The organism is Allorhizobium sp. nf9_anc, from assembly GCF_056323085.1.
On the sequence record NZ_JBWHZM010000003.1, the window covers coordinates 170,728 to 189,121 of the forward strand.

General features: G+C 52.8%; 12 protein-coding genes and 6 pseudogenes. 10 read left to right on the forward strand and 8 right to left on the reverse strand.

The features are described from left to right. Positions 1-60: 60 nt before the first annotated feature. Entirely contained in the window at positions 61-1,248 is a 1,188-nt protein-coding gene (locus tag AC02Y0_RS24205) for an IS110 family RNA-guided transposase (RefSeq protein ID WP_476384546.1), read from the forward strand. 71 nt (positions 1,249-1,319) lie between these two features. Here the strand turns inward: AC02Y0_RS24205 and tnpC are convergent. From tnpC to AC02Y0_RS24225, 4 genes and pseudogenes are all read right to left on the reverse strand, one after another. Then, positions 1,320-2,068 (reverse strand): annotated as a pseudogene (gene tnpC / locus AC02Y0_RS24210) (IS66 family transposase). 30 nt (positions 2,069-2,098) lie between these two features. After that, the gene (locus AC02Y0_RS24215) at positions 2,099-2,584 is read right to left on the reverse strand and encodes a transposase domain-containing protein (protein WP_476384430.1); all 486 of its coding nucleotides are present in this window, start codon (positions 2,582-2,584) and stop codon (positions 2,099-2,101) included. A 60-nt stretch (positions 2,585-2,644) separates the two neighbouring features. Beyond that, entirely contained in the window at positions 2,645-2,992 is a 348-nt protein-coding gene (gene tnpB, locus AC02Y0_RS24220) for an IS66 family insertion sequence element accessory protein TnpB (protein WP_476384431.1), read from the reverse strand. A gap of 130 nt (positions 2,993-3,122) precedes the next feature. Beyond that, positions 3,123-3,350, reverse strand: coding sequence for a transposase (locus AC02Y0_RS24225; RefSeq protein ID WP_476384432.1), 228 nt, complete (start codon positions 3,348-3,350; stop codon positions 3,123-3,125). A gap of 392 nt (positions 3,351-3,742) precedes the next feature. On the opposite strand from AC02Y0_RS24225, the pseudogene AC02Y0_RS24230 reads away from it, so the two are divergent. Continuing rightward, positions 3,743-3,844 (forward strand): annotated as a pseudogene (locus tag AC02Y0_RS24230) (hypothetical protein); the annotation flags it as partial. Positions 3,845-4,000: 156 nt separating this feature from the next. Here AC02Y0_RS24230 and AC02Y0_RS24235 read toward each other — a convergent pair. From AC02Y0_RS24235 to AC02Y0_RS24250, 4 genes are all read right to left on the reverse strand, one after another. Further along, the gene (locus tag AC02Y0_RS24235) at positions 4,001-5,776 is read right to left on the reverse strand and encodes a hypothetical protein (protein ID WP_476384433.1); all 1,776 of its coding nucleotides are present in this window, start codon (positions 5,774-5,776) and stop codon (positions 4,001-4,003) included. Between the two features lie 84 nt (positions 5,777-5,860). Beyond that, positions 5,861-7,936: a type IV secretion system ATPase VirD4 gene (gene virD4 / locus AC02Y0_RS24240; protein ID WP_476384434.1), complete on the reverse strand. Its 2,076-nt coding sequence runs from the start codon at positions 7,934-7,936 to the stop codon at positions 5,861-5,863. Between the two features lie 195 nt (positions 7,937-8,131). Beyond that, on the reverse strand, positions 8,132-9,583 hold the full coding sequence (locus AC02Y0_RS24245) for a relaxase family protein (protein ID WP_476384435.1): 1,452 nt from the start codon (positions 9,581-9,583) through the stop codon (positions 8,132-8,134). 31 nt (positions 9,584-9,614) lie between these two features. After that, entirely contained in the window at positions 9,615-10,076 is a 462-nt protein-coding gene (locus AC02Y0_RS24250; protein ID WP_476384436.1) for a DNA mobilization endonuclease VirD1/MobC family subunit, read from the reverse strand. 307 nt (positions 10,077-10,383) lie between these two features. Here AC02Y0_RS24250 and AC02Y0_RS24255 point away from each other — a divergent pair. From AC02Y0_RS24255 to repC, 8 genes and pseudogenes are all read left to right on the forward strand, one after another. Then, a pseudogene (locus tag AC02Y0_RS24255) lies at positions 10,384-11,097 on the forward strand (IS5 family transposase). Positions 11,098-11,208: 111 nt separating this feature from the next. Then, positions 11,209-12,213 (forward strand): annotated as a pseudogene (locus AC02Y0_RS24260) (IS630 family transposase). 189 nt (positions 12,214-12,402) lie between these two features. Then, a pseudogene (gene istA, locus AC02Y0_RS24265) lies at positions 12,403-13,556 on the forward strand (IS21 family transposase). Between the two features lie 36 nt (positions 13,557-13,592). After that, positions 13,593-13,930, forward strand: a pseudogene (locus AC02Y0_RS24270) (ATP-binding protein); the annotation flags it as partial. A gap of 126 nt (positions 13,931-14,056) precedes the next feature. Continuing rightward, the gene (locus AC02Y0_RS24275; RefSeq protein ID WP_476384437.1) at positions 14,057-14,335 is read left to right on the forward strand and encodes a hypothetical protein; all 279 of its coding nucleotides are present in this window, start codon (positions 14,057-14,059) and stop codon (positions 14,333-14,335) included. 385 nt (positions 14,336-14,720) lie between these two features. Beyond that, entirely contained in the window at positions 14,721-15,728 is a 1,008-nt protein-coding gene (locus AC02Y0_RS24280; RefSeq protein ID WP_476384438.1) for a LysR family transcriptional regulator, read from the forward strand. A gap of 5 nt (positions 15,729-15,733) precedes the next feature. Next, positions 15,734-16,669: a LysR family transcriptional regulator gene (locus tag AC02Y0_RS24285; protein ID WP_476384439.1), complete on the forward strand. Its 936-nt coding sequence runs from the start codon at positions 15,734-15,736 to the stop codon at positions 16,667-16,669. Positions 16,670-17,007: 338 nt separating this feature from the next. Continuing rightward, entirely contained in the window at positions 17,008-18,180 is a 1,173-nt protein-coding gene (gene repC, locus AC02Y0_RS24290; RefSeq protein WP_476384440.1) for a plasmid replication protein RepC, read from the forward strand. Positions 18,181-18,394 lie beyond the last annotated feature (214 nt).

Genomic DNA, 18,394 nt, shown 5'->3' on the forward strand with positions numbered 1-18,394 from the left:
CGCACAGCCCGCGCACTCCTCCATCAACAACATGGAGGATTTGGAATGCGGACGATCGGAATGGATGTGCATCGAAGTTTTGCGCAGGTCGCGGTTCTTGACCGGGGCAAGGTCACCGAAGAGTTCCGGGTGGAACTGGATTACGAGGCTGTGGTGGCCTTTGGGCAAAAGCTCCGAAAGGATGACGAAGTCATACTGGAAGCAACTGGGAACACCTCGACCATCGTAAGGTTGCTGACTCCGTTCGTGGCAAAGGTCGTTATCGCGAACCCGTTTCAGGTGAAGGCCATCGCCCACGCGCGTGTGAAGACCGACAAAGTTGACGCGAAGACACTGGCGCAGCTTCATGCCGCCGGCTTCTTGCCGGAGGTCTGGGCCGCGGATGACGAAACCCTGAACCTGCGTCGTCTCGTGTCGGAGCGCGCCGCGCTCGTGCGATCAGTGCGACGGGTGAAGAGTCGGGGCCAGGCCGTTCTCCACGTCAATCTCGTGCCGAAATACTCGGGACATCTGTTCGGAAATGGCGGCAGAGACTGGCTCTCGAAGGCCCCGTTGCCCAAGGCAGAGCGCGACCTCCTGGGCCGCCATCTCGATGAACTGGACTGGCTGAAGGGCAAGCTCGAAAAGCTGGATGGTGCCATGGCGCGAATTGCGCTTGACGACACTCGCACGCGCAAGCTGATGACGATCGCCGGAGTAAATTCGGTGATTGCCACGGCGGTGATAGCCGCCATTGGCGACATCTCCCGGTTCCCGGCGCCTGACCGGCTTGCGATCTACTTCGGCTTGACCCCACGGGTGCGCCAGTCCGGCGATCGGGGCGCAATCCATGGCCGCATCTCGAAACAGGGAAACGCGATTGCCAGAACGATGCTGATTGAAGCTGCCTGGTCGGCCGCGTCGGTTCCGGGGCCGCTGCTTGCCTTCTTTCTCCGGATCAAGGACCGCAAAGGCCTCAACGTCGCGGCGGTCGCCACGGCGCGTAAGATCGCAAATCTGATCTGGCAGTCGCTGACCAAGGAGGCTCCCTACAGATGGGCTCGGCCCGCCTTTGTCGCCATGAAGATGCGCAAGCTTGAACTTCGTGCCGGCGCTCCCAATGCACATGGGCCCGCTGGTCCCGCCCGCGATTACTGGATCAAGGAAATCCGACATCGAGAGATGGAGCTCGTTGCACAGGCGGAGGCAGCCTACGCGGCCATGGTCGAAACATGGAGAGATAGGCCACCTAAACCACAAAAAAGCTGAGAAAGGGGCTGTTCAACAACATCCTTGTCGATTTCGACCCGGCCATCGTCGATGTAGACGCTCAAGGCAACTCATCGAGAGAGGGCATATCGCATCGCCTCGGCCAGCTTTTGCTTCTGCGGCAAAGTTGAGAGTGTCACCTCGATCCAGGCCTTGAGCTCGTCCAGAACGGGCCGGGCATGGTGTTGGCGCAGGGTACGCCGCTCGTCAGCCGCCATGCCGCGGATACGGTTCTCGATATCGTAGAGCGCTCCAGTGCGCGACAGCGCTTCCTCCGCGATCGGGGACGGCTTCAGCTTATTCACATCATGGAGCTTGCGGCGCACATGCGCCATGCAGGCGCCCTCAACGATCTGGTTGCCGTAGAGTTTTTGTAGCCCCCATAGCCGTCGGCATGCATGGCGCCGCTGAAGCTTGCCAGGTGGTCAGCCGGATGCGCCCCCTTTCGGTCAGGGCTTTAGTAATGGGCGATGGCTGCGGGAGTGGCGAATTGATAGCCACTGCCGTCGAAGACGTAGACCCAGACCCTGCCGGTTTTTGTCTTGCCCCGCCCGGGATCGAGAACATCGACCGGGGTATCGTCCGTATGTATTCGGTCGAGTGCTGCGATATGGGCCCTGATCAACAGGACGAGTGGCGTCAGCAAAGCGGATACGCGGCCGACCCAGTCGGCCATCATGGATCGGGAGATGTCCATCCCCAACCGGTCGTACATCTCGGACAGGCGGTAGAGGGGGATGTGATCGTCGAATTTTGCGATCATGATATGGGCGAGCAGTGCCGGCCCGGGTTTGCCGCGCTCGATCGGCAAGGTCGGCATCTCGCCAGCCAACGTCGTATCGCATTCCCTTCAGATCATTCGCTTTTCGACATGCCGGACAATCTTGACCGACGCTGGCACGTGCTCGAGCACCTGGCCCACTCTGTCTGGCGCCTTGAGGAATGACGTGCCACCGCAGGTCGGGCAATTGCAGGGAGCCGAATAGACCAATTCTTCGGTAGCGAGATTATCGGGTAGAGGTTTACGCTTCGGCTTCTCGGATGCGTCCTCCAACTCCAGCAGAAGAGTTTTGCCGGAGCGCAGTTCAGCCTCGGCACGAGAGGCCTCGATCTCCTCCAGCATCAGCTCGAACTGCTCGATCTTCCGGTCGATCTTTTCCGAAGAGGCGTCATGCTGCCGATGTCGGAGCAGCTCCAGTTGCGCGCGAAGAAGCCCGATTATGGAGCCACGCTTGATGACTTCGGCTTCCTGGCTCTCAAGCTTCGCCGCCTGTTCGGCGACCAGTGCGCGCAAAGCAGTGAGCTCGTCCTGACTGTCCAGCGGCGCTGTTTCCATACCTGTGAATGTAGCCGATTTGCGCCAATAACGCCAGTATTTCCCCGCAAAACAAGTGTTTTAGCCCGTTCTCGCCGGAGCCGAAGTCCAGGCCGGCCGACGCCAGTCGATCCCTTCCACGAGCATGGACAGCTGCGCCTGCGTCAGGTGCGCGATACCTTCTTTCGCCGTCGGCCACGGAAAGTATCCGCGCTCCAAAATCTTGTAGAACAGGCAAAAGCCCTGGCCGTCCCACCAGAGAAGCTTGATCCGGTCAGCGCGCTTTCCGCGGAAGCCGAAGATCGCACCGGAGCCCAGCGCCTCCTTCACGACCGTCTCGACAAGCGCGGACACACCATCAATGCCACGCCGCATATCGGTCACCCCGCAGGCCAAATAGACCCGCACATTTCCCGATGGCCCGATCATGCCGCCTCAACGCAAGCGACCAGCGGGCCAAGCAGCTTCAACTCAACGTTAGCCGGAACCTTCAAGCGCCGACCGTTTCGGAGCAAGATCTCGACAATCGCCGGCCTCGTTGCCGCAGTAGAAGCCTGGCCTACGCCAACCTCCTGGGTGATTTCCACCGGGAGGAACACAGTCGGCTGGTCGCATAGCTGAATGATTGCCGCCACAAGCGGATCTGCCCCGGATGAATGTCATGCTGGCGCGCCACGTCACCAATGCGAGCACCGGGCTCATCAGCTTCCGCAAGTATCCTCAGCTTCGCCTCGTCCGACCAACGCCGCCTGCGTTCGATGCCGGACATGATCTCCATGCGAGCCATAAAACCTCTTCGTTCTTGTATCAATGTCAGCACTAATGCTGGTTCGAATGCCAGAACATGGCCTGATTTGCCCGATCAGCAAAAACAGCTCACCGGACGCTCACCATAGAACAGGGACTGACGCCGTATCTGGATGGAGGCGTTCGTGGAGCATCATGTCGATAGGCCGACGCAAATGGGTGCAAGCGTTCTGATCAATGACGGATGGTGTTACGTCGCACGAGGTGAAAGCCAAGCGGCATCACTGGACCAGCCGCCCCGCTCATCCGCTTCATCGACAAACAGGAGGCGGTCAGCAGGGCCATGTGGCTCTTCCAAGATCAGAACGTTGCTGGCGAACGGCTACAAGCTTTCGCTGGAATGTGGGGATGTGGACGCGTTGACGGCGATCATTGGAGCGCTTTGCGATATTCGTTCTAGGCGCGGATCTCAAGGTCTACCTGCATCCCGAGCCCACCGGATTTCACGCCGGTATCAACACCCTTCTTGCCCCGGTGGAGAAGACGATGGAACTCGACCCGTTTGCACCCGCAGTGTTTGCTTTTTTGCAATCGCCGCAGCTTCCGGATGAAGCTGTTGTTTTTCGATCGCTCCGGTTTTCTGATGGCCCTGACACGATTGAGTTCGCCGAGGTCTGTTATGTCGTGTTGTTATCTGCCTATAGAACTCTCTCGCGTACGTTCACTTCGTTCGAATGTTGTGCTGCTTCCTCCCACCTTGCCTTCAGTATTTTCAGGTTTTGCCAACGGCATGAACGAAGCTCGATCACGTATAAGATTTGAACCTGCCCATTGAGCTAGCCCCCGGGCTGCATATGAGGCCCAAGAGTTCACCGTCGCTCGAGCGTTGTCAGGCAAATTATCATCATCAAGTCGTTTTGTAATTACATGTTTTGTGGCGGCAATTAGTCTTTTGACATCTTCATGGTGAAGCTGGTCTGCAACAATGGCTATTTCTGACAAAGCCGGGCCGACTCGTTTAGAAAAAGGATTTTCTCTTATAAATGCCAGCTGGTGTCCAACAAGTTCGCTGCGTTCGGTTTCAGAAAATTGCTTCATATTGAAACGTATATTATGCCGAATGCAATTATCCATCACAGTATCATTAGCACCCATGATTTTCTCGAGATACACTGCCTTTTCGTTTGGTGAAAGTTCTGGGATGCGCATAGTAAGGCCGTAGGCGATCACATCTCTGCCATCTGCAAGCGCTTCTTTAACGACGCTAGCGCGCTCTCCTTGGCCAGTCATGTGCTCAATAAAGCAGATATTTGATATATCGACATTGTTTTTAATTTTGATTGCTTGAGAAATGAATGAATTTGTTTTTCTAATGTTATCTGTGCTCAATATTTTTCGATGTTTCGAAAGACTATTTATCGCTTCTAGCTTGTAGAGCTCAGCCCCGTCATAAAACACATGTTCGCCATCTCGATCGAGATGTTCATCGGCAGGTGTCTCGCTGCTTTTGAGAATAACTGTCGAAACTAAAAGTCGATCTTGTTCATTTAAATAATTAAGATTTTTGGCCAACTCATTAAATGTTTCCCATCGTCCTACCTGTTCATGCGGAGTCTCCATACTGGTTTTGATCAGTGCGGAGCGGTTAGTGGGCGTCAATTTATACAGATGCTTGGCAAAATGGCGAAGATATCCATTGCCCTTTTCATTGCCGTCCAAAAAATGCGCAAGAATTCGCTTCTGGTCATTCTCGTTGAGAAGATCCATCTTATCAGCCCAGCCTGTCGCCGCCCGTTTTGCATGCTCATTGCTAAGAAAGTAGGAATTTTTCTCAATCAGTATGGATCGCTCCTTGGCTGTAAGGTATTGTGATTTACTTATCAAACGTTTCACCAAGCTTTCAGCGAAGTCTACACTCTCCCCTTTTTCTTCATAATCTAGAGCATATGTCGTTATTCGACTACGTTCCTCAACCTTAGCATATTCGATATTGTCTATTAGATTATTTATTGACGCTCCGGGGAGCTCGTTGTGTTTGTATTTCAGCAGGCCCTTTATAATACGGGTTCGTTCCTCTGAGGTTCGCATGGGCATTAAATCTGCCTGGGACATCAGATATTTCATGCCTAAGCTTTTTCTGTCGGATGCTCGCGTATCGTAGGGTATCTTCTCCAAAACATCATTGTATACTTTCATTATGTCATTTATTTGTTTTATACTATAGTTTTGGTTTAAGGAGCGTTCTGCTTCGTCCTTAAGAAAAATACTGGATCTTGATAGTGCTGCTAAAGATCGGAGTGAGCCTACGGGATCACGGAATTCGGCAACATTTCGGACGATTTCTGCTTGCAATTCAGGGGGCAGGTAAAAATGTTTTTGCGGAGATGAAGGAGCCGTTTGGTGATCGGGGCGAGAGCGTTTTACACTAGAGCCCTGTTCCGATGAGTCATTCAATCTTTTTACCACGGGAACCCCTAGCGTTGGTGAATAATAAGTCTTCGCGTGCGAACGTTCATTGAGTTACTTTTTGTATTGCATAGTTGATATCCGTTAGATTGTGGGGTCGCCCGCGTCATACTGACTTCCATCCCGTGTTTGCAGAGCGATAATGCGCTCCAACAACAGGCGTTGGTCGGCCATGGCATGTGTTTCTTCGCTTAGCCCGTCAGGCTCGAAGCCTCCCGGTGCACCCGGTGCAGGCTCATTGTCTTCTGCTGGCTTTTGATTTGCGGCATCGAATCTCTGCATAAACGCGTCCAGATTGATTTGCCTGGCAAGTTCGCCCTGGTGATCGGCAATTTTGCCCGTGAGGTTTTCGTCCTCACGTATGTCGATATCCACCAGCACCTCATGATCCTCATCGTCATACTCCAACCCTTCGATATCATTCTCCTGCACATCAACCGCGTCATCTCGCCGGAGAAGTGGGTCCGTATTTTTCATGGGCGCCTCCGGTCCGAACATTGAGGGGGGGGCAGGTAAAGGAAGCGCACCGGTCTGTGCGTTGAAGATTTTCTTCAGGCGCCGGTCGGAGTAATACTTTATCTTGTCAATATGCAAAGGTGGCTGCCCTTTGACGAGAACGATTTGCTTGTCGTCGGCAATCAGGCGAATCTGCTCGGGCCTGAGAAGTTTTTCACCCTGTTGAGATACCTGCACGTTGGTGTTCCACCACGCTTTGGAATCGTATGATTTTGTTTTAGAGGTGAAGGTATATTCCCCGACGGCTTTTGAAATATACTCCGGCGTCTCGTCATCAGCGGTTGCCATGAACACCTGAACTCCGGTGTTGCTCAGAAAGTTTTCCTTGCCGGATTGTTCATAGGCGCCAGTCAGCGCCGAAAGGCTCTGAATGATGAACATGAACCGACCATTGTAGCCGGCGATCGTCGTTACTGCGGTCTCGATAGCTTCCAACTTGCCGAGGTGCTTGAACTCATCGAGGAGAAAAAGCACTTCGAATATCTCGTCTTTGACAGGCATTTCACGCTGGAGAATGGATACGATCTGTTGGAAAAAAAGACGCACCAATGGCGCAATCACTTCAAGATCGTTTGGGCTCACCGTTAAATAGATTGTGGTCGGATCGCGTCGGAGATCATAGATGCTGAAATCCGAGCGGCTCGTCGCATTTTTTATAAGCGGGTCAGCCCAGAGATTCAGGCCGCCGTCGCCTAGGACGGACGTATAGGACGTGATGATCTTGGTATCGTTACCTGCCATATTGTCGAATATGCGCTGTACTTCTGGAATTTCGCTGGCTTCCGCCAATCCTGCAAACAGCTTGTATTTCTCGCCTGGCTGGGAAAATAGGTCGTAAACTGCGCCAATGGTTGGCTCGCCTCTTTCGATGCAGGCAAGGATGCCAGCAACGAACAGGTCTCGAGCACCATCAATGAAGCCTTCTGCGCCTTTGCCTTTGGCGGCGATGAGATTGTTGGCAAGGCGGCGCGCTTCTGAAAAACGTCGTTCAGGCTTAATCGCAGCGATATCAAGTACGGGATTGTAACAGTGGGTTACGCCGTCCTTGTCCATCGGTGCGAACTTGATGATTTTATCGCCTCTTGCCTTGCGGGCACGCGAGGTCAGTTCGAACAACTCGCCTTTGACATCGAGCGCCAGAACGGAGCCGTTAAAAGTCAGCAGGGTTGGAATTACCACCCCCACGCCCTTGCCCGCACGCGTGGGAGCTACAATCAGACTGTGCGGCTGCGGGCCGTTCGTCAGATATTTTCCGCAGCGGCGCGGGCTTGTCGTTTTGCCGAAAATCGACCCGGATATCTGATCATATGGCTGAAAATATTTTAGCCGTGCCATTTCGTGTTTGCGCGCCCAGCGCGCAGTGCCGTGATGTTGTTTCTTGAACATGAAAATCGCCATCAACAGCATTACGGCGACCACGGTGATAGTTAGAATAATGAGGCAACGAATGAATAGCTGGCTGATATGACCAAGATAGAAAGGCGTCTCGTACCAGACCAGTAGGAGATCAAGCTCGCTTAAGACTTTCGTGTCGAAACCCTGCCTTGTGGCGAGGTAGATGTCGCAGACCAGCAAGCCCAACGGCACTGAAAACAGTGTGCTATGAAAGATAGTTCTGAGTTTCTCACCAATGCTTTCAGTCATCGGTACAGGTCTCCTTGCAACAGGCCGTAACCGTGATCAAGTCTCGTCCCCTTTGTGAAGTTTATATGATGTATAAAAAACATGCGGACGATCGCACTGGTTGAGCACCCTTTCATCACGATGTGGTATCGCAGCGCCCGCCATGGGCTGCTGATATCCGGATTTCGTTTGGCTATTCGGCATTGCGTAGGATTTTTAACGGCTATGGTCAGGATCTGCCCCCGGAAGCTGGCGACCGCGTCGCCGCTCGTCAGGCCCAGTCCCACGATTGGCCGCATGATGATCGTTTTCAGGCCGTTGACCATTACGGATAGCCGCGGCGGCCTGAGCGCGTGTTGTGACATTTGTTTCGCCCGCAAATGCCCTGCGTTGTTCAATCAGCGCAAGCCGCGCCTTGCGCAGCAAGTGCCGGTCCTCTTCACGCCAGGCCACAATACTGTCTTCGGCAATGTTTTCCGTATTGGCTCGATGTGTATGGAGCGCCCTGAGTGCGCGGCGACGATCCTTCCTCGCCTTCTTGCGACGCTTCTTAATCTCATTGTCCTCGGAAGCCCCTTCGCCTGTATCCGCTGCTTCGTTATCTTGTGCCCCTTGCTGCGCATCCGCAGCGCGGTCGCGTTCTGTCAAGAGTTGCTCCCGAAATAGCTGTAGGTTACCAGCGGTCAGACGTGTTCCCGCAGTACCGCTCGGCCAGTCGTCGTCTTCATCATGGTCATTGTGTCGGCTGTCGAGCAAGGGAGCCATACTGCGGGGACTTCGCCGGTTATGGTCGCGGCCGCCGCTACTCTCACTGGACGCACTTCTGTCATCACCTCCAGCGCGGCTATCATCATCATTATCGTCGTCGAGTGGCGTGAATGCTCGGTCGGCATTTGCCGGCGCAAAACCGTAATCGTCGAATTCGTCGTCCTCATAGGGCACCGTAGCCGCATCAGCTTTGCGTCGTTCATATTCATCAAGGGTGGTTGGACGCCCGATAAGCAGGCGCTTCAAACGGTGCATCTGGACGTCGGTCATGGGACGCTCTTGGAGACCACGGTCTACGCGGGTGGTTGCAACCAGCTCAATGCCATGATTGGCCGCAGCCTCTACCGCCTGAACCCGCATTGCTTCATAGCTCCAGTGCGGATGCCCCCTTTTCAGCGTCAGCAAATTTCCGCCACCGCGGGGGCTACGATCAACCACAACATGCATATGAGGGTTGGGATTGTCGCCATGTTCGTAGGCACGATGGTACGCCGCTACGAATTTGTGTCGCTGAACAAATCCCCGAGAATTTCGGTAGCCATGTCCGAACACAGATATTGCCCAATCATGGCCAGCGCGTTCAGCATCCTCGATATCGGTGCCTTGCGGGAAACTGAGGACGAAGTGAATTGTTTGGTCATGGGGCAGCTCAGCCTCGGCATCATCTGCCGGTAGTCGTCCAGACCGCGTAAACAGCAGTTCCGCAAACTGCTCGATGTTATTCGGGTTTTCGATGCCATCATCATTTTCGAACATGAGCTGCGCGGAGCTTACCAGTCGAATGGTCTCCCGTTCAGGATTGGTTTGGCGGGACAGATAACCGAGTTGTCGCTTCAATGCCTTCACCGAGCGTGTTCCACCATTGTGAATTCGTTTTACAACCGCTTCATGGTCGACCATCACGCTGCATCCATTGACAAGGCTGGATCGTCTAGAGACCGGCTGCGTCTTTCAGCATCGCTCGCCCGTCCAGCCTACGCTCGGCGGTATTCAGAAGGGATTGCAGGCTGTCATCTAGCGTTGCTGATGCCCGTCCAAACGCTTTTCGCTGCTCATTGAGCTGTTGCATATCGACGCCTGCATCGTTTTCGGCAGCGCGGCCCAAGCGCCCAAGATTGTACGAAATTTCGCCAATATTAGTGGAAGTTTGCCGCAGTAGCTGGCGCGTCTCTTCATCGATTTCGAGAAAGCCGGCGATCCTTCTGATCGCAATTCGTAAGGCAAGGTTATGAGTCAGGCCAAGCTTGTGCGCCTGTTGTGCGAAAGATTCGAACTCCGCCAGTCGCAGGCGGACGCTGACAATCTTGTAGTCCTCGGCGGTGTCGGACTTAGCCGTGTTGCTTCGAATAAATGGAAAATCACCGAGAAAATCCGTATTATCAATAGCGCTCATTATTCTGCAATTCGCCTCGATTGACGTAATAATAAAAAAAGTTTTGTAAAAAATTATCAATTTCGCGAACTTTTATAAAGTGGACGACGGAAATATAATTCAGATTATGATTTCAATTGTAATATTTTGCATTTTTTTGTTTGTTTGTACGCGGATTACATGGTTCTAACCGGAAAATATTGCGCCGAAACCGCTGTCAACGGCAAAGATGAACCGGTCTATGGTTTAAACCCATCGATGTCGTTGATTTTATGAAGAAAATCGGATTCATGATTTTCAATCAACAGGTTGGAGGTTGGACGTTGGAATGGGGCATCTGTTCTGGCTGTTAGATGAGCGATGGGCTGTCATCGAGCCGCTTTTGCGGCGGAACGAGGGGGCGCTCGCCGCGTCGATGACCGCCGGGTGATCTCCGGCATCATTCATGTTCTCAAGGTTGGTTGCCGATGGTGCGATTGTCCAACCGACTACCGCCCATCGACAAAGGTTCTGGATCGATCTGGTCGATGCGCTCGCAACGTCCGGCGCGGTTACCAAAAGAACCTCCATCGATAGCACCTACGTGAAGGTGCACCGTTCGGCCCATGGCGGTAAAAGGGGGCGAAAAATCAGGCGGGGCGTCGCGAGGCGGTCAAACCACCAAAATCCATGTCCTCAGGGATGTGATTGGGCATCCATTTGCCTTCACGCTGACTGGTGGCAACGCGGCAGACAGCCTGGTAGCGCCACATTTGATGGATGGCCTTAAGGGCGCGAGATATCTGCTCGCCGACAAGGGGTACTATGCCAATAGCCTGCGAAAGCATCTGCGCCAGTCGGCAATCGTCCCGGTCATTCCTGGCAGGTCAAACCGCAAGTCCCAAATCTGCTACGATGCCAAGCGATACAAAAGCCGCCATCTCATCGAAAACGCCCTTTGCCGTCTGAAGGACTTCGACGCGTCGCAACCTGCTACGACAAGCTCGCCCGGAACTTTCTCTCCGCAGTCGCACTGGCGACCCTCATCGCATTCTGGCTATGATTGAGTCTGAACCCTAAAGCGCGTCCGTTGAACGCGGTATCGCGTTGAGAACTTCCTTGGCAGCCGAATTCTGATTCCATCGCTTCTACTGGTGATTTGGTCGGAGGCATTATGACCCGGGCTTTCAGTGATGATCTGCGTAGCCGCGTTCTGGCTGCGTCGCGGGATGGCATGTCGGCGCGTTCAGCGGCAGCCCGATTTGGGATTAGGGTTTCGACAGCCATCGCCTGGATTGCGAGTGCGCGAGCTGGTCTGTTGACCCCGGCGAAGCAGGGCCGACGCGGCGGCTCACGCCTGGATACTCACGAGGACTTCATCTTCGGGATGATCGAAGAGGCGAAGGACATCACACTCAATGAGATGGTCCAGCGATTGCACGAGGAAAGAGCCGTATCGATCGGCCGAAGTGCGCTTGATGTCTGGCTGCGAAAGCGCGGCTGGACTTTTAAAAAAAGACCGCACATGCACTGGAGCAGGAGCGTCCCGATCTCCTGAAACGTCGCGAGGACTGGTTCGACGGCCAGCTCGATCTCGATCCGGCGCGCCTCGTCTTCATTGATGAAACAGGCCTGAGCACGAAGATGCCCCGGCTTCGCTGACGAGCCCCTTGCGGAGATCGATGCCGCTCCCCGATCCCCCACGGGCACTGGAAGACGACGACATTCACCGGCGGCACTCAGGCTTACGGGCATGACCGCGCCCATGGTCCTCGACGGCGCAATGAACGGCGTCGCATTCCAAGCCTATGTCGAACAGGTTCTCATTCCAACCTTGGTGCCGGGCGACATCGTCATCATGGACAACCTGTCGGCACACAAAACGGAGGGGGTGCGTCTCGCAATCGAAGGTGCAGGGTGCCGGTTACTCTACCTTCCGCCCTACAGTCCAGACTTCAACCCCATCGAGAAAGCCTTCGCCAAGCTCAAAACTGTCTTGCGCGCCAAAGCCGAGCGGACCGTCGAGGGCTTATGGAATACGGTCGGCCACATCGTCATGCTGTTCGAGCCGCAAGAATGCGCCAACTACTTCAAATCCTGCGGATATGACCCCGAGTATGTCGGCGTTTACATCGGCTGCTTCGCCTTGGAATACGTCACCGTCGACGCCCGTTGTTAGTGCCGGAGCAGTACTCCCCAATAGTGCCGTTTTAATCTTCCCCAGGTGCTTCGGCCGCTGGTCTTCCGGCGCGCGCGCCGGAAGACCAGCGGCGTGTCATCGCCGATACACCTTCCGATGGTCGGGCGGGGGATTTTGGTGATCAAGCTGAGGGAGACGATCATGATCATGGATCTGAATCAGTAGGGGCTGACGGTGTCGGCCCTTTCCAGAGAAACGGACGTCGACCGCAAGACGGTCCGCAAATACATAAAGCGAGGCCTTGAGGCTCCGGCCTATGGTCCCAGGAAGTCGCGAGCGACGGTGATCGATCCGTTTGCTTCTTACCTGCGACAACGGGTGAAGACCTATCCATGCCTGAACAGCAGTCGGCTGTTACGAGAGCTCAAGGAGCGAGGCTACACGGCCGTGACGGATTTTCTCCGTAATGTGCGCCCTGCAGCAAACGAGGGTTATGAGGTACGTTTCGAGACGCCGCCCGGCGAGCAGGCTCAGGTCGATTTCGCCCAGTTCCACGTCGTCTTCACCGACGAACCGATGACGCCGAGGATCGTCTAGCTGTTCTCGATGGTGCTGGGTTACAGCCGCCTCATCTGGGCGCTCTTCGTCATGCATCAGAACCTGCCAACCGTCCTGCGCTGCCACATCGCGGCTTTCGAGGCCGTTGGCGGCGCTCCAAGGGAGGTGCTCTACGACCGGATGAAGACCGCCGTCATTGGCGAAGGCCAGACGGAAGGTATCATCTACAATCGCGCACTCATCGACTTGGCACGCCACTAGGTTTCCACCCGAAGGCATGCAAACCTTATCGCGCCAAGACCAGGGGCAAGGTCGAGCGGCCGTTCCGGTACATCCGCCAGGACTTCTTCCTGACCCGCTCGTTTCGCAATCTCGACGACTTGAACGCCCAGCTCCGACACTGGCTGTATACCGTCGCAAATCCGAGGAAGCATGCGACAACCCTGCGCTTCGTCAATGAAGCCTTCGCCGAAGAGCGGCCGCACCTGCGGCCATTACCGCTGGCACCGTTCAGATCCGGTCTGAAGCTGGAGCGCTGCGTGTCGCGGGAGGGCATAGTCAGCGGCGGTGGCAATACCTATACCGTTACGGATGCCACGCGAAGCCGAATGGTTGAGGTTCACTCCCTCACCGATGAGGTCCGCATCTTCAAGAACGGCATGCTGATCGCAGCGCATCCTGTCCTGGAGGGCCGTGAACAGCGCCGGGTTCATCCGAATCATCGGCGACCCATTCAACCGCAACATTGGCCGGGGAGACGGCAGGAATCTTATGTTGTCAAACCCGCTGGCGATACCGTGCTGCAGCGATCGCTTGCCTTCTGATGCCGTCGGCAAGGTCCGAGCACAGGAGAACCGACCATGAGCGCCACCCTCGACCCATTCCGTCGATGATCGACGGCATCCGTCTTGATCTCGTTGGTCTGAAGATGCCGCGCATTGGAAGCTCTCGACCATGTCGTACGCCGCCTCGAGCACGGTGGGCTGCCGGCCGTCGAGGCCATCGATATTCTCCTGTCAGAGGAACTCACCCTCCGCGAGAACAGTCGCACCAAGACCGCCCTTCGAATGGGCAGGATTGCGACGATCAAGACGCTCGCCGGTTTGATTATACCTTTCAACCATCTCTCAACCGGAATCGCATCTTTACCCTGGCACAGCCCGAGTTCGTCGAGCGTCACGAAGCGGTTCATTTCCTCACAGTTTTGCGGTTATCTCACAGGCTTTGATCACTTCCTTCTCCTCCTGGCTGTTGTGCTGCCTGGGAGCCTGGATGATCCTCGCATCGACGATCTGCCACCCTTGGCCAGATACCCGGATCGCGAATGATGTTGGTCGAAACGGGCAAACAGATTTTCGATGGCATCGGCCCGCACCGGGCTTTCCGAAACAGCCAGATCGTCGTGACATCCGGCACCTTGTCGGAGAGCGCCTGGAGCACCAGGATCTTGAATATCAAAACTACCGGAATCGGTGGACGCTCGCCCCTTGATCCACCCGATCGCTTTAGCGCCTTGGCCAGCGGCTTATCAAACACCGATCACCGGATGATGCTGTTCAGCGTCTCGAGCGGATCGCAAATGGCACTCAGCCGCTCGCAATGATCGCTAAGATTAAAAAAAGCAGGCTGTCCCCGCATCATCCGCCCCGGCCAAATCACGCGTGAATTGAATCAGGAGTTGTTGAAAATGGAGAAGTTTTTAGAGGCTTCCAGATACAATTTTCGATGGGATATTATGATAGTGCAATATAAAATGTACGCTTCACAAACAAAGCCTCAAGATGGGCTGATTACCTCAGCGCATTCATAATTTGTTATAATTATTGGCATTTATAACCAACACTGTAACCACAATCATGGTCAAATTTGACGCGACGCGTTACTACGTCATAGCATCCAGTGATGGGAATTGGTGCGTTGAGTGAAAACGGAAATTGAACGATGGATTATTTTGGATGTTATGTTCAGAACAATTACGGATTGGTCTAATGCAGTGTCAGAATGCGCATGAGTCTGGGGCATCAAGTAAAGCAAAATTTTTTCGGCAGCCAAGCGGGAAATTTGCAAGTGTAGATCTTAATCTTCTAGTTGCACTAGATGCTCTGCTGGCATATCGGAATGTCACTCACGCCGCGCGGCGTTTGGGGCAGACGCAGCCTGCTGTAAGTCGTTCACTTGGAAAACTGCGTGAACTGTTGGCTGATGACTTACTTGTGCGCGGCTCGAGCGGAATGAAGCTAACTGCACGCGGCGAATATCTGGCCCAGATTGTGCCACAGACAATGTCTCATGTTCGCGATGTTGTTTCGTCGAGACAGGTTGATCCGGTCATTAACGTGACCGTCGACAGGAAATTGATGCCAGCTTTATTTTCTCATTTTATGCGTTCAAGCTCAGACAGAAACGAAAGATTCAAGTTGGATGTATACAAGACGGTATACTCGGGTATCGATAACTTGGCGGCGCACAGTACGGATTTTTTGCTTGGGCCACGGCCGAAAATGTACGCCGGCGTTGAAAGCAAGCATATCTTGAACATGGGTTTCGTAACTTTGGTCGGTGTAGACCATCGTATTCAGGGTTCAACTCGCTCAAATCATGGGGCTTTTCGCGATTTCGATCATATTCGAATTCTTGAAAATGGGATGGAAATATACCCAGAGGTTGCCGAAGCAAAATTTCCGTGCAGTAACAAGCCAGCCCGTTTCATTGACGTGCCTGATGTAACATCTGCGGCGCTAATTGTTTCGAAGAGCCGTTCGTGTTTGACAGTTCCAAAGTTCGTAGCAGCCTGGTTGACTAAAATGGTTCCACTGGCTGTCATGCAGCCACTAATTGATATCCCGGAGCAGGAAATTTCATTAAGTTGGATGAGTGAAACGCATGTAAGCAACAACAAACGTTTGATTGCGGATATTTGCAATACGACAAGAATGGTGCTCGAGAATGATTGCCTCTTTCCTGACCTCTATTTTCCTTCGACCGAAGTTGGCTAATGCAAATGTCTTTAAAACCCAAGTTCGAAGTTCAATCTGATTTAAGCAATATTGATCTTAATTTGCTAGTTGTTTTAAATGCACTATTAGATTTGCGTAATGTTACCCACGCAAGTAAAGCTGTTCAAATAAGCCAAGCATCTACAATGCGTTCGCTTTCCCGTTTGCGAGAAATTTTCGAAGATGATCTTCTTGTGCGTAAAAGTCGTTCGTTCAGTTTAACGCCATTTGCCACCAAATTACTGCCGAAGGTGCACGCAACCATCGGCAAAATAGGAACGATATTTGATCAAATCCCCGCGCCTGATAAGTTCAGCCTCGCCATGCCAGATCACTTGGCACTCATGCTTGCGCCAAGAATAACGGGTCACTTGCGAGATATATCTCCGACGACTGACTTTATTCCGGTGATTAGTCTCACCGATACGGTAAAGCAGATAGAAGATGGGCAGCTTGATCTAGCCATTGGCGTAATAGATGATGCACCGTCAGGCTTTTTTTCGCGCGCCCTTCCGTCAATTCCTTCACTTTGTCTAAGCAACAAGTGTCATTTTGCGGCTTCAGGTGATACTTCAATCAGCGATCTCAAGCCTTTTTTCACGATTAGAATTGGCACGAATTCCAATATGGGATTCGGAGAAGTTTATGACGGGCTAGAGACTATAAGGTATGGTGCACACGATACGTCGTCAGCGCCAGATATCCATACAGCAGCGCGACTTATTCAAGATACAGACGCAATAATAGTTCTCCCAGCTATATCGGCGCGCTATCTGGCGTCCCGATACAACCTGAAGGTCTTTTTGCCGGCTAAGGGTGAGCCTTTACCAGATTACCCGCTGTCGCTAATCTGGCACGAAAAATGGCATCGGGACCCTTTGCATGCGGGCATCCGCAATTCAATCGCCTCAATGATATCCGAAGCATTGTTGGATCACTAGTCAGTTCCTGTCTTAAGCTGATAACGGGACCATTTAACTACGCATCGCTCTTTTAATCAAACAATGTTCAGCGTGCGCCTCTTCAAAGGAATTCCGAAACAAAAACCCTTTTGCATTTTCGAACAAACAAACAAACAAACAAACGACTTAACTAAGTCAACACCTGAACCCAAATTTCAGCCTAAAGAGAGGAAGCGTTCAAACAGAAAAGTCCCCAGCAGCCGTAGCCGATGAAGACTTTCCCTATCCGTAGCACGATAGTTCTGGCACTTCTGTCCTATGTAGTCAAGAGCTTGATATGCTCTTGGGTGACTGGTTTCGTTTGACTTGATTAGACTATGAATATTGAAACATCGCAGATGCTAACACCATTCGGCCCACGTCGTGTCACACGTTCGTTCGTTATGCAGCAGTTACAGCCAGCGCCGGTTTTTACAAACCAAAGCGTAGATAAGTGGGAGGTGTTCCGAAACATATGCGAGGCCCGTTCTCTCTTAAAATTACGCGATCGAGCATTGGCAGTATTGAATGCCCTTCTTTCTTTTCATCCTGAGAGAATTCTGTGTGTGCATGACAACCTCGTAGTTTTTCCGTCAAATCAGCAACTTTCTTCCAGATCAAATGGAATCTCGGGCACCACTTTGCGGCATAACTTAGCTTTGCTCGTTGAGGCGGGCCTGATCCAGCGCAGAGATAGCCCCAATGGCAAGCGCTATTGCCGTAAAAAGGAAGATGGTCAGGTTAGCGAGGCGTTCGGATTCAGCCTCCAGCCCTTCGTTATACGCTCCGCTGAATTAGCCCGTTTGGCAATAGATGTGCGGATCGAAGAGCAAGAAACGCGCATACTTCGTGAAAAGATCTCACTGTTGAGGCGCAACGTTTCAAAGGTCCTTTTTGCAGCTTTCGAGGAGCAGCCTGATGTCCACTTGCATGAGATAGAAGCAGATTTGCGTGGCCTTCCTCACCTATCGCGAAAGCCACGTCTATATGATCTAAAGGTTGTTCATGAGGTGCTTGTCGGCCTTCAAGACAAGTTGCTGAACCATCTGAAAAACAGGTGGAAAATGGAAAATACCGATGCCAATGACCACGTATCCGGTCAGCACATAGAGATTCACAATACTGAATCTCTGAATGAATCAATTTGCACAGTGGAAGTTCCAAAAAGGAACGCGAGCCAATGTGAAAATTTACCTTTGGCTACGGTATTGCGGTCGTGTGGCCAGATCGTTCACTACGGCCCAAAAGGCACGATAAGCTCGTGGAAGGATTTGATATCTGCGGCAGTGGTTGTTCGTTCAATGCTTGGAGTCAGTCCAAACGCTTACAGGGACGCCTGTGAAATCATGGGGACTCAGAATGCTGCTATAGCCATGGCATGTATATTGGAGAGGGCTGAGCAAATACGGTTCCACGGGAGCTATTTGAGGGATTTGACGCGCAAGTCGGCGCTTGGAGCATTTTCGGTGCTGCCGATGGTTGCTGCACTTAGGGTGAAATCATCCTTCTGAAGTGTTGAAAAGGTGTTTCGTGTCCGAGCATCCGATGCCCAGCGGAAAAACATTACAATAATAAATATATTATCATAGTAGGTCGTATTGATGCGGAATACCCATATAACGATAATTGATGTTTTCCAATAACGTTTCAAGGTGTATTATTAATAGGAGAGAATATATAATAGGAGTTGAATAATTGAAATATATTAGCGTGTTTAAATTGAAT